The following is a 12,631-nucleotide window of genomic DNA, read 5'->3' on the forward strand; positions in this document are numbered from 1 at the left end:
TGATAGACTCCAGCGCCATCGCCCCGTGGTTTTGCCTTCCGGCGGGACCTTCATCCCAAAGGAGTCGTCGTGCCTGTCAATGAACTGCTCGTCATCCTGCTGCTGATCGCAGCGAGCGCCTTCTTTTCGATGTCCGAGATCTCCCTCGCCGCCTCGCGCAAGATCAAGTTGCGCCTGATGGCCGAAGGCGGACACCTCAATGCCCAGCGCGTGCTCGCGCTGCAGGACAATCCGGGCAACTTCTTCACCGTGGTGCAGATCGGCCTCAACGCCGTGGCGATCCTGGGCGGCGTGGTGGGCGAGCAGGCGCTGTCGCCCTACGTCACCGTGCTCCTGCGCACCGTCTACGAGGGCCCGATGCTCGGCACCGTCGCCTTCGTCCTCTCCTTCGTGTTCGTCACCTCGCTGTTCGTGCTCTTCGCCGACCTCATGCCCAAGCGCCTGGCGATGGTGCAGCCCGAGCGCATCGCGGTCGCCGTGGTGCGGCCGATGCAGGCCTGCGTGTGGGCGTTCGCGCCGCTGGTGTGGGTGTTCAATGGCGCGGCCGACCTCATCTTCCGCTGGTTCAAGCTGCCGAGCGCGCGCATCGAGGACATCACCGCCGACGACATCATGGCGATGGCCGACGCCGGTGCGCAGGCCGGCGCGCTGCTGCGCCAGGAGCAGCATCTCATCAGCAACGTGTTCGAGCTCGACTCGCGCATCGTTCCCTCGGCGATGACCTCGCGCGAGAGCATCGTCTTCCTCACCCTGTCCGAGTCCGAAGAGAGCATCCGGCGCAAGATCGCGGCCCATCCGCACGGCAAGTTCCCGGTGTGCGAGGACGGCATCGACAGCGTGATCGGCTATGTCGACGCCAAGGACATCCTGCCGCGCATCGTCCAGGGCCAGGACCTGTCGCTGCGCACCCAGCCGATCGTGCGCAAGGTGCTGATGCTGCCCGACACGCTGACCCTGTTCGAGGCGCTCGAACGGTTTCGCGATGCGAAGGAGGATTTCGCGCTCGTGCTCAACGAATACGCGCTCGTGGTGGGGCTGCTGTCGCTGCAGGACGTGATGAGCACGGTGATGGGCGATCTGGTGAGCCCGTTCCAGGAAGAACTGATCGTGCGTCGCGACGACAACTCCTGGCTGATCGATGGCGTCACGCCGATCGAGGACGTCATGCAAGCCCTCGACATCGAGGTCTTCGAGGGCTTCCAGAACTACGAGACGGTGGCCGGCTTCCTGATGTACCGCCTGCGCAAGGTGCCCAAGCGCACCGACTTCGTGACTTATGCCGGCTACAAGTTCGAGGTCGTCGACATCGACAACTACCGTATCGACCAGGTCCTGGTCACGCGCGAAGGGGCGCCGGCTGCGCCGGTGACCGACGCGGCGCGCTGATCAGGCGCTGGCGCCGGCGGCGACCTTCGCGCCAGCGATGCGGGCGAGCGCTGCGCGTCCGCTCAGGATGTGCGCGCGCATGCGCGCTTCGGCGCGCTCTCCGTCGCGGGCGAGCAGCGCCTGCAGGATGTCGCGGTGTTCGGCCAGGGACTGCTCCAGCCGGCCTTCCGAAAACAGCGAGTGGTGGCGCGACAGCTTGATGACCTTGCGCAGGTCTTCGATCACCTGCAGCAGCCAGCGGTTGTCGGCGATCTGCTGGAGGGCGAGGTGGAAGGCCTGGTTGGCCTCGAAGAAACCGTCGATGTCGGCTGCCGCGGCGGCCTTTTCGAGCTCGGCATGGATGGCGCGCAGGCGGGTTAGGTCGGACTCGCTCGCCTTGCGTGCCGAGGCGCGCGCGCATTCGCCCTCGAGCAGGGACATCACGCTGAACACCTCGTCGAGGTCGCGCTCGGAAATCTCGGTCACGTAACAGCCGCGGCGCGGCTTGAGCGTGACCAGCCCTTCGGAGGCGAGCACCTTGAGCGCCTCGCGCAGCGGGGTGCGCGAGATGCCGTAATGCTCGGCCAGCGCCTGCTCGTCCACCCAGGTGCCGGGCGGCAGTTCGTGCGAGAAGATGCGCTGCCGCAGGCGCTCGGCCACTTCCTGATACAGCGCGATGGGGGCGATGCGTGAGGCGTTCATGTGTGGATTCGGTGTTTCGAACTGCGAAGGGAGCGGTGGCCCCCGGGAGCCGGGTCGATTCCATCGTCCCGGGCATTGCGTTCATAATTATGGATAAAGTATTATTTTATCGTTGAGCAAGTCAAGTTCCATGCGCGACGCGTCATGGGAGGCGCCGGGTCCGCCCGGCGGAAGAAGAGGGGGCGCGTCGCTCTCTGGAGCGTCGACGGCCGTCCGTGGCAGTGGTCACGGACGGCGCCGTCGCCGCAAGGATCCGGTTTTGTGCCCGTAGCCGCCGAGGCTGCAGATTTAACGAGGTTTTTCATGTCGAACGCCAACGAGCCCGTCTATCCCCAGCCCGACTTCGAGGCCTGGAAAAAAGCAGCCGCCAAGCAGGCCCCCGGTGGCGATGTCGAGAAGCTCAACTGGATCACGCCCGAGGGGCTGACCGTCAAGCCGCTCTATACCAAGGCCGACACCGAGGGTCTCGCGCATGCCGACACCCTGCCTGGCTTCGAGCCTTTCCTGCGCGGCCCGCAGCCGACCATGTACGCGGTCAAGCCGTGGACCATCCGCCAGTACGCCGGGTTCTCCACCGCCGAGGCCTCCAACGCCTTCTACCGCAAGGCGCTCGCCGCCGGCGGCCAGGGGGTGTCGGTGGCCTTCGACCTCGCCACTCACCGCGGCTACGACTCGGACAACCCGCGCGTCGTTGGCGACGTCGGCAAGGCTGGCGTGGCGATCGACTCGGTCGAGGACATGAAGATCCTTTTCGACGGCATCCCGCTCGACAAGATCTCGGTGTCGATGACCATGAACGGCGCGGTGCTGCCCATCCTCGCCGGCTACATCGTCGCCGCGGAAGAGCAGGGCGTGAGCCAGGACAAGCTTTCCGGGACCATCCAGAACGACATCCTCAAGGAGTTCATGGTCCGCAACACCTACATCTACCCGCCGACGCCGTCGATGAAGATCATCGCCGACATCTTCCAGTACACGTCGTCGCACATGCCCAAGTTCAACAGCATCTCGATCTCGGGCTACCACATCCAGGAAGCGGGCGCGAACCAGGCGATCGAGCTCGCGTTCACGCTCGCCGACGGCCTCGAGTACGTGCGCACCGGCATCAAGTCGGGCATGGACGTCGACACCTTCGCCGGCCGCCTGTCCTTCTTCTGGGCGGTGGGCATGAACTTCTACCTCGAGATCGCCAAGATGCGCGCCGCGCGTCTGCTGTGGTGGCGGATCATGAAGCAGTTCAACCCCAAGAGCGCCAAGTCGATGATGCTGCGCACGCACTCGCAGACTTCGGGCTGGTCGCTCACCGAGCAGGACCCCTACAACAACGTCGTGCGCACCACCATCGAGGCGATGGCCGCGGTGTTCGGCGGCACCCAGTCGCTGCACACCAACGCGCTCGACGAAGCCATCGCGTTGCCCACCGAGTTCTCCGCCCGCATCGCGCGCAACACGCAGATCATCATCCAGGAAGAGACCCACATCTGTAACGTCGTCGACCCCTGGGCCGGCTCCTACATGATGGAGAAGCTCACCCAGGACATGGCCGACAAGGCCTGGGCGCTGATCGAAGAGATCGAGTCCATGGGCGGCATGACCAAGGCGGTCGAGTCCGGCTGGGCCAAGATGAAGGTCGAGGAATGCGCCGCCGACAAGCAGGCGCGCATCGACTCGGGCAAGGACGTCATCGTCGGCGTCAACAAGTACAAGCTCGCCAAGGAAGACCCGATCGACATCCTCGACATCGACAACCACGCGGTGCGCGAATCCCAGATCGCTCGTCTCAACAAGATCCGCGCCAGCCGCGACGCTGCTGCAGTGCAGGCCGCGCTCGATGCGCTGACCAAGTGTGCCGAGACCGGCGAGGGCAACCTGCTCGACCTGTCGGTGCAGGCGATCCGGCTGCGCGCCACCGTCGGCGAGATCTCGGACGCGCTCGAGAAGGTTTTCGGCCGGTATCGTGCCAACCCGCAAGCCGTGTCCGGCGTCTATGGAGCCGTCGTGGAAGAACAGGAAGACTGGAAGGCGCTCAAGGCCGACATCGAGGCCTTCATTGCCGAAGAGGGCCGCCGTCCGCGCATCATGATCGCCAAGCTTGGCCAGGACGGGCATGACCGCGGCGCCAAGGTGGTGGCCTCGGCCTTCGCCGACCTCGGCTTCGACATCGACATCGGTCCGCTCTTCCAGACCCCGGAAGAGGCCGCCCGCCACGCGGTCGAGAACGACGTCCATGCGGTCGGCTGCTCCAGCCTCGCCGCCGGCCACAAGACGCTGGTGCCGCAGGTGGTCAATGAGCTCAAGCGCCTCGGCGCCGACGACATCATCACCTTCGTCGGTGGCGTGATCCCGGCGCAGGACTATGACGCGCTCTATGCCGCCGGCGCCAAGGGCATCTTCGGTCCCGGCACCCCGATTCCGGTCGCCGCACGCGAGGTGCTCAAGCAGATCCGCGCCGCACGCAAGGCCGCCGCCTGAGTTCGCGCGATCCCCGACCCTGCATGGCTCGTCCCCCATGCAGGGTCGCGCGCAACATCGAATCCGTCGCCCATGAACATGCCTGAAACCCTGTCCGCCCTGTCGCCCGAGCTCGACGCCGCCGACCGCAGCCTGGTCGACGGGGTGCGCGCGCGCCTGCTGCGTCCGCTGGCCAAGACCATCACGCTGATCGAGTCGCAGCGCGAGGACCACAAGCTGCGCGCCCAGCGCGTACTCGAAGCCCTGCTGCCGCACACCGGTGGTGCGATGCGGGTGGGGATCTCCGGGGTGCCGGGGGTGGGCAAGTCGACCTTCATCGAGGCGCTCGGGCTCCATCTGATCGAGCAGGGCCTGCGCGTGGCGGTGCTCGCGGTCGATCCGTCCTCGTCGGTCACCGGCGGCTCGATCCTCGGCGACAAGACGCGCATGGAGCTGCTGAGCCAGAACCCCGCCGCCTTCATCCGCCCCAGCCCCTCGGCGTGCAGCCTGGGCGGCGTGGCCGAGAAGACGCGCGAGACGATGCTGGTGTGCGAGGCCGCCGGCTTCGACGTCATCATCGTCGAGACCGTCGGCGTGGGGCAGAGCGAGACCGCGGTCGCCGGCATGACCGACATCTTCTGCCTGCTGCAACTGCCCAACGCCGGCGACGACCTGCAGGCGATCAAGAAGGGGATCATGGAGATCGCCGACCTGATCGTCATCAACAAGGCCGACATCGACCCTTCGGCCGCGATGCGCGCCAAGTCGCAGATCAAGACCGCGCTCCACATGCTGCGCCCGGCGAGCCCGAACTGGACGGTGCCGGTGCTGACCTTGTCGGCGCTGAAGAAGGACGGCGTCGCCGAATTCTGGGACACGGTCAGCGCGTACCGCAAGGCGCTGACCGCCTCCGGCGAGTTCGACGCCAAGCGCCGTCACCAGGCGCTTGCTTGGATGTGGGAGCTGATCGATTCCGGGTTGCGCAGCCGTTTCCGCAGCCATCCGCAGGTCAAGAGCGAATTGCCGGCGCTGGCGCGGGCGGTGGAAGAGGGCGCGACCACGCCCTCGGTCGCCGCGCTCCGCTTGCTCGGCCATCTTTGAAGTACAGCAAGGGCTTGCCAAGGTCGCAGCCCGACAATCCCAGGATCTGACAGGAGATCATCAATGCACGAAATCATTCGCCAGCTGGAGGAGAAGCGCGAGAAGGCCCGCCTCGGTGGTGGCCAGAAGCGCATCGATGCCCAGCATGCCAAGGGCAAACTCACCGCGCGCGAACGCATCCTGCTGCTGCTCGACGACGACAGCTTCGAAGAGTGGGACATGTTCAAGGAGCACCGCTGCAACGAGTTCGGCATGAACGCCGACCACATCCCGGGTGACGGGGTGGTGATCGGCTACGGCACGATCAACGGCCGTCTGGTGTTCGTGTTCTCGCAGGACTTCACCGTGTTCGGCGGCTCGCTGTCCGAGACCCACGCCGAGAAGATCTGCAAGGTCATGGCCATGCGATGAAGGTCGGCGCGCCGGTGATCGGGCTGAACGACTCGGGCGGCGCCCGCATCCAGGAAGGCGTGGACTCGCTCGGCGGCTACGCCGACGTGTTCCAGCGCAACGTGCTGGCCTCGGGCGTGGTGCCGCAGATCTCGCTGATCATGGGGCCCTGCGCGGGCGGCGCGGTGTATTCGCCGTCGATGACCGACTTCATCTTCATGGTCAAGGACTCGTCCTACATGTTCGTGACCGGTCCCGAAGTGGTGAAGACCGTGACCCACGAGGAGGTGACCGCCGAGGAACTGGGCGGCGCCGTCACCCACACGACCAAGTCGGGCGTCGCCGACCTCGCCTTCGAGAACGACGTCGAGGCGCTGATGATGACCCGCCGCCTGGTCGGCTTCATCCCCGCCAGCAACCGCGAGAAGCCGCCGGTCGTGCCCTGCGTCGATCCGGCCGACCGCCTCGACTACTCGCTCGACACCCTGGTGCCGGACAACCCCAACCAGCCGTATGACATGAAGGAGCTGATCGTCAAGATGGTCGACGACGGCGACTTCTTCGAGCTGCAGCCCGACTACGCCAAGAACATCATCATCGGCTTCGCGCGCATGGAAGGCGCCCCGGTGGGCATCGTCGCCAACCAGCCGCTGGTGCTGGCCGGCTGCCTCGACATCAAGAGCTCGATCAAGGCCGCGCGCTTCGTGCGCTTCTGCGACGCCTTCAACATCCCGGTGGTCACCCTGGTGGATGTCCCCGGCTTCATGCCCGGTACCTCGCAGGAATACGGCGGCATCATCAAGCACGGCGCCAAGCTGCTCTACGCCTACGCCGAATGCACCGTGCCGAAGGTCACCCTCATCACCCGCAAGGCCTACGGCGGTGCCTACGACGTGATGTCGTCCAAGCACCTGCGCGGCGACGTGAACTTCGCCTGGCCGAGCGCCGAGATCGCGGTGATGGGCCCGAAGGGCGCGGTCGAGATCATCTTCCGCGAGGAGAAGAACGACCCCGCCAAGATCGCCGAGCGCGAGGCCGAGTACAAGCGCCGCTTCGCCAACCCCTTCGTGGCCGGCGCGCGTGGCTTCATCGACGACGTGATCATGCCGCACGAGACCCGCAAGCGCGTGTGCCGTTCGCTGGCGATGCTCAAGGACAAGGAACTGGAAAACCCGTGGCGCAAGCACGGCAACATCCCGCTCTGATCCGCGCACGAGGAATACATACATGTTCAAGAAAATCCTGATCGCCAACCGCGGTGAAATCGCCTGCCGCGTCATCAAGACCGCCCGCAAGATGGGCATCGCCACCGTCGCCGTGCACTCGGAGGCGGACAAGGACGCACTCTTCGTCGAGCTGGCCGACGAGGCCGTGTGCATCGGCCCGGCGCCGTCCAAAGAGTCCTACCTGGTGATGGACAAGATCATCGCCGCCTGCAAGCAGACCGGCGCCGAAGCGGTGCACCCGGGCTACGGCTTCCTGTCGGAGAACGCGGAGTTCTCGCGCCGCCTGGAAGAGGAGGGCATCAAGTTCATCGGTCCGAAGCACTACTCGGTCGCCAAGATGGGCGACAAGATCGAGTCGAAGAAGCTCGCGATCGCGGCCGGCGTCAATACCATCCCCGGCTACAACGATGCCATCTCCGGCCCCGACGAGGCGGTCGAGATCGCCAAGAAGATCGGCTACCCGGTGATGATCAAGGCCTCCGCCGGCGGTGGCGGCAAGGGCCTGCGCGTGGCCTTCAACGACAAGGAGGCGCACGAAGGCTTCGCCTCCTGCGTCAATGAAGCGAAGAACGCCTTCGGCGACGACCGCGTCTTCATCGAGAAGTACGTGCTCGAGCCGCGTCACATCGAGATCCAGGTGCTGGGCGACTCGCACGGCAACTACGTGTACCTGAACGAGCGCGACTGCTCGATCCAGCGCCGCCACCAGAAGGTCATCGAGGAGGCGCCGAGCCCCTTCGTCGATCCGGCGATGCGCAAGGCGATGGGCGAGCAGGCGGTCGCGCTGGCGCGTGCGGTGAACTACGAGTCGGCCGGTACGGTGGAGTTCGTGGTCAGCGGCGCGACCAAGGAGTTCTACTTCCTGGAGATGAACACCCGCCTGCAGGTCGAGCACCCGGTCACCGAGCTGATCACCGGGCTCGACCTCGTCGAGCAGATGATCCGCGTGGCCTACGGCGAGAAGCTGCCGCTCGCGCAGGCCGACGTCGGCATCAACGGCTGGTCCATGGAGTGCCGCATCAACGCCGAAGACCCGTTCCGCGGCTTCCTGCCCTCCACCGGCCGCCTGGTGAAGTTCCAGGCGCCGCAGGAGGTGCCGGGCCAGGTGCGCGTCGATACCGGCGTCTATGAAGGCGGCGAGATCTCGATGTACTACGACTCGATGATCGCCAAGCTCATCGTGCACGGCAAGGATCGCCAGCAGGCCATCGAGCGCATGCGCGACGCGCTGAACCACTTCGTGATCCGCGGCATCAGCTCGAACATCCCCTTCCAGGCCGCGCTGCTGCAGCACCCGCGCTTCTGCTCGGGCAACTTCAACACCGGCTTCATCGCCGAGGAATACCCGCAGGGCTTCGACGCCTCGATGGTGCCGCACGACGACCCGGCCCTGCTCGCCGCCGTCGCCACCTTCGCCCGCATGCGCTATATCGAGCGCGCGGTGCAGATCGAGGGCCAGCTCGCAGGCCATGGCCGCAAGGTGGCCAGCGAGTGGGTGGTGGTCATGGGTGGCAAGCAGTACCCGATGAACACCCGGGCGATCGAAGGCGGCCTCGCCGTCACTCACGGCGGCAAGACCTACAACATCGTGTCCGACTGGAAGTTCGGCGACCTGCTGTTCAGCGGCATGGTCAACGGCGCACCGATCGGCCTGCAGATCGAGCGCCGCGGCCTGCGCTACCGCATCTCGCACTTTGGCCTGCAGGTCGAGCCGATGGTGATGACGGTGCGCGCCGCCCACCTGCTGTCGCTGATGCCCGAGAAGCTGCCTCCCGACATGTCGAAGTTCCTGCTGTCGCCGATGCCGGGTCTGCTGCGCGAGGTCGCCGTGGCCGAAGGCCAGGAAGTGAAGGCGGGCGAGAAGCTCGCCGTCATCGAGGCGATGAAGATGGAGAACCTGCTCAAGGCCGAGCAGGACGGCAAGGTCAAGAAGATCGTTGCCAGGCCGGGGGCCAGCCTGTCGGTGGACGAGGTGATCATCGAGTTCGAGTGAGCACCACCACTCAAGCGTTTTGATCGATGGGGAGGGAGACCCGGGCTGCGAGCCCGGGTGCCTGTCGGCACAAGGCCTGCGCAAGCAGGCCTTTTTTTATCGCCGCGCTGCGGGTGATCTGCCTGGAACCTTTCTCCAGGCAGGCTTGTCGTATTTGCACAAATTAAATTGCCGGCCTATTATCCGGGCCGTCACCCCGCTCCCGCTTCTCGGGAGCATGTAGTCCGGGTCCAGGGTCGCCGTGCGGCCCCATCACGTGCGGACCCGTCCACAAGAAAGCCGTCGACCCCTCACGGATGACATCCCGCCATCCGGTCGCGGCGCCGTGGGCTGCGCAAACGCGTGTGCCCGGCAAATACGAAGATCAGACCAGGAGGACGTTTCATGAGCGCTCAAGTGCATGCTCTCAAGGCCCTGAACCCGCGTGTGGAGACGCCCGAGGCGGCGGCCGGCCCGTTCGGACCCGTGCCGTTCAAGGTCTACACGCAGCGCGACCTCGATCGCATCCCGCAACTTGCCAGCCTCACGCCCGAGCAACGCTTCGAGATGAAGGTGGTGTCTTCGGTGCTGCCGTTCCGCGTGAACCAGTACGTCATCGACGAACTGATCGACTGGCGCAACATCCCTGCCGATCCGATCTTCCAGCTCACCTTTCCGCAGCGCGGCATGCTTGCTCCCGAGCATTTCGAGCGCATTGCCGGCCTGATCGAGCGCGCGGCGCCCAAGGACGAGCTCGAGCAGGCGATCGCCGAAGTACGCCATGCCCTCAATCCGCATCCTGCCGACCAGATGCAGATGAACATGCCGCTCGACGAGCACGGCAACCGTCTCGACGGCATGCAGCACAAGTACCGCGAGACGGTGCTGTTCTTCCCCAGCCAGGGTCAGACCTGCCACAGCTATTGCACCTTCTGTTTCCGCTGGGCGCAGTTCGTCGGCGACAAGGAGCTGCGCATCGCCTCTTCCGAAGCGAGCGCCTTGCACGACTATCTTCGCCGGCACACCGAAGTCACCGACCTGCTGGTGACCGGTGGCGATCCGATGGTGATGAAGAGCCGTCACCTGCGTGACTACCTCGAGCCGCTGCTGCAGCCCGAGTTCGACCACATCCAGACCATCCGCATCGGTTCCAAGGCGTTGACCTTCTGGCCGCACCGCTTCCTGGGCGCGGAGGACGCCGACGACCTCATCCGCCTGCTCACGCAGCTCGTCGAGGGTGGCAAGCACGTGGCGCTGATGGCGCACTACAACCACTGGAAGGAGCTCGACACCGAGGCTGCGCAGGCCGCCATCCGCCGTGTGCGCAGCACGGGCGCCGTGATTCGCGCACAAGGGCCGCTGGTCGCGCACATCAACGACGACCCGGCGGTGTGGGCGAAGATGTGGCGCATGGAAGTCAAGCTCGGCCTGGTGCCGTACTACATGTTCGTCGAGCGCGACACCGGCGCACGTGCGTACTTCGAGGTGCCGCTGGTGCGCGCCTGGGAGATCTATCAGCAGGCGATCCAGCAGGTCTCCGGCCTGGCGCGCACCGCGCGCGGCCCGAGCATGAGCGCGAGCCCCGGGAAGGTCGAGATCCAGGGCATCACCGAGATCGCCGGCGAGAAAGTGTTCGTGCTGCGCTTCATCCAGGGTCGCAACCCCGATTGGGTGCAGCGTCCCTTCTTTGCGAAGTACGACGACAAGGCCACCTGGCTGGATCAGCTCGTGCCCGCCTTCGGCGAGCAGAAGTGGTTCTGGCAGGACGAGTACGAGGCCATCCGCGAAGACCGCCTGGGCGCTGCCTGATCCGGGCGGCGTAGGGACGGAGGAGGGCCCGCATGTGCGGGCCCTCCTCGTTTCCGGGCTGCTATGATCCGCTCATCGATCCGAGCAGGAGGCGGCCGACATGGATTTTCGCAACGGCAGGGAAAGCCGCAACGTCGAGGACCGCCGTGGCCAGGGCGGACGAAGGCTGGGCGGAGGAGGCCGCAGGATCGGCATCGGCACCATCGTCCTGGCGCTGATCGCCATGTACTTCGGCATTGACCCGGGCGTGGTGCTCAACACCAGCGAGATGATGTCGCCGCCGGCCGTCGAGTCAGCCGCGCCCGCGCGCCCGCGCTCGGCAGCGGGGGACGAAGCCGCACGTTTCGTCGCCATGGTGCTCGCCGACACCGAGGATACGTGGGGGCCGATCTTCCAGGCTGGCGGTGCGCAGTACCGCGAACCAGGCATGGTCCTCTACTCAGGTGCCACGCGCAGCGCCTGCGGGGTGGGTCAGGCGGAGATGGGGCCCTTCTACTGTCCCGCCGACGGCAAGGTGTATCTCGACCTCGCCTTCTTCGACGAACTCCACCACCGCTACGGCGCGCCGGGCGATTTCGCCCAGGCCTACGTGATTGCGCATGAGGTCGGCCATCACGTGCAGAACCTGCTCGGCATATCGGACAAGGTGCAGCAGGCCCGTCAACGCGTCTCGGAGCGCGAGGCCAACCTGCTGTCGGTGCGGCTCGAACTCCAGGCCGACTGCCTCGCCGGGGTGTGGGCGCACCACGCGCATCGCGCGCGTCAGGTGCTGGAGGCGGGCGACGTCGAGGAGGGGCTGGCTGCGGCGAGCGCCGTGGGAGACGACCGCATGCAGAAGCGCGCACAAGGTTATGCGGTGCCGGACAGCTTCACCCACGGCAGCGCGGCGCAGCGCGTGCGCTGGTTTCGCGCCGGCCTCGACACCGGCCAACTGCGCAGCTGCGATACCTTCTCGGTCGCCGCGCTCTGAAGCCGGGCCGACCCGTCAGCGCGATGCACGCCGCGCGCACCCCCATTTCCGGGCGCCTGCCGGCAAAGAGCGGTGGGCCCGGCTGCGGGGCCGCGCCCGTTGCGAGTCGGCCGAGGCTCAGCTGCCGGCGAGGCGGGCAAAGGCCTCGACCACTTCCGGCGGCGCCTGCACGAGTTCCACCAGCACGCCTTCGCCGCCGATCGGAAACTCCTCGTTGCCCTTGGGGTGCAGGAAGGTGATGTCGAAGCCTGCCGCGCCGCGGCGGATGCCGCCCGGGGCGAAGCGCACGCCGTTGGCGCCCAGCCATTCCACGGCCTTGGGCAGGTCGTCCACCCACAGGCCGACGTGGTTGAGCGGGGTGGTGTGCACTGCGGGCTTCTTCTCGGGGTCGAGCGGCTGCATCAGGTCGACCTCGACCTTGAACGGGCCGCTGCCCATGGCGCAGATGTCCTCGTCCACGTTCTCGCGCTCGGAGACGAAGTTGCCGGTGATTTCGAGGCCGAGCATGTCGACCCACAGGGTCTTGAGCTTCTCCTTGCTCGGACCGCCGATGGCGATCTGCTGGATGCCGAGGATCTTGAACGGACGCTGGGACATGGCTGCTTCCTGGGTGGTTGGCGTTAAGAATGCATAATTATAGCGACG

8 protein-coding genes and 1 pseudogene are annotated in these 12,631 nt (G+C 66.2%); 7 read left to right on the forward strand and 2 right to left on the reverse strand.

Annotated features, from left to right (window positions below):
• Positions 1-69 precede the first annotated feature (69 nt).
• On the forward strand, positions 70-1,386 hold the full coding sequence (locus AAG895_RS04440; RefSeq protein WP_345794350.1) for a hemolysin family protein: 1,317 nt from the start codon (positions 70-72) through the stop codon (positions 1,384-1,386).
• On the opposite strand, the gene AAG895_RS04445 is transcribed toward AAG895_RS04440, so the two are convergent.
• Positions 1,387-2,067, reverse strand: a complete 681-nt coding sequence (locus AAG895_RS04445; RefSeq protein ID WP_345794351.1) for a GntR family transcriptional regulator — start codon at positions 2,065-2,067, stop codon at positions 1,387-1,389.
• Between the two features lie 303 nt (positions 2,068-2,370).
• Between AAG895_RS04445 and scpA the strand changes: the two genes are divergently transcribed.
• The 6 genes and pseudogenes from scpA (at position 2,371) to AAG895_RS04475 (ending at position 11,986) form a co-directional block, all read left to right on the forward strand.
• Positions 2,371-4,539, forward strand: coding sequence for a methylmalonyl-CoA mutase (gene scpA / locus AAG895_RS04450; protein WP_345794352.1), 2,169 nt, complete (start codon positions 2,371-2,373; stop codon positions 4,537-4,539).
• A 78-nt stretch (positions 4,540-4,617) separates the two neighbouring features.
• On the forward strand, positions 4,618-5,619 hold the full coding sequence (gene meaB / locus AAG895_RS04455) for a methylmalonyl Co-A mutase-associated GTPase MeaB (protein WP_345795224.1): 1,002 nt from the start codon (positions 4,618-4,620) through the stop codon (positions 5,617-5,619).
• 63 nt (positions 5,620-5,682) lie between these two features.
• Positions 5,683-7,214: pseudogene (locus tag AAG895_RS04460) on the forward strand (acyl-CoA carboxylase subunit beta).
• Between the two features lie 22 nt (positions 7,215-7,236).
• On the forward strand, positions 7,237-9,228 hold the full coding sequence (accC, locus tag AAG895_RS04465) for an acetyl-CoA carboxylase biotin carboxylase subunit (RefSeq protein WP_345794353.1): 1,992 nt from the start codon (positions 7,237-7,239) through the stop codon (positions 9,226-9,228).
• A 384-nt stretch (positions 9,229-9,612) separates the two neighbouring features.
• Entirely contained in the window at positions 9,613-11,016 is a 1,404-nt protein-coding gene (locus AAG895_RS04470) for a lysine 2,3-aminomutase (protein ID WP_345794354.1), read from the forward strand.
• A gap of 100 nt (positions 11,017-11,116) precedes the next feature.
• The gene (locus AAG895_RS04475) at positions 11,117-11,986 is read left to right on the forward strand and encodes a neutral zinc metallopeptidase (protein WP_345794355.1); all 870 of its coding nucleotides are present in this window, start codon (positions 11,117-11,119) and stop codon (positions 11,984-11,986) included.
• A 117-nt stretch (positions 11,987-12,103) separates the two neighbouring features.
• Here AAG895_RS04475 and AAG895_RS04480 read toward each other — a convergent pair whose 3' ends face one another.
• Positions 12,104-12,583 (reverse strand): VOC family protein, encoded by a 480-nt coding sequence (locus AAG895_RS04480; RefSeq protein ID WP_345794356.1) that lies wholly within the window; start codon positions 12,581-12,583, stop codon positions 12,104-12,106.
• Between the last annotated feature and the right edge of the window lie 48 nt (positions 12,584-12,631).

Source organism: Thauera sp. JM12B12, from assembly GCF_039614725.1.
Taxonomy (GTDB): domain Bacteria; phylum Pseudomonadota; class Gammaproteobacteria; order Burkholderiales; family Rhodocyclaceae; genus Thauera.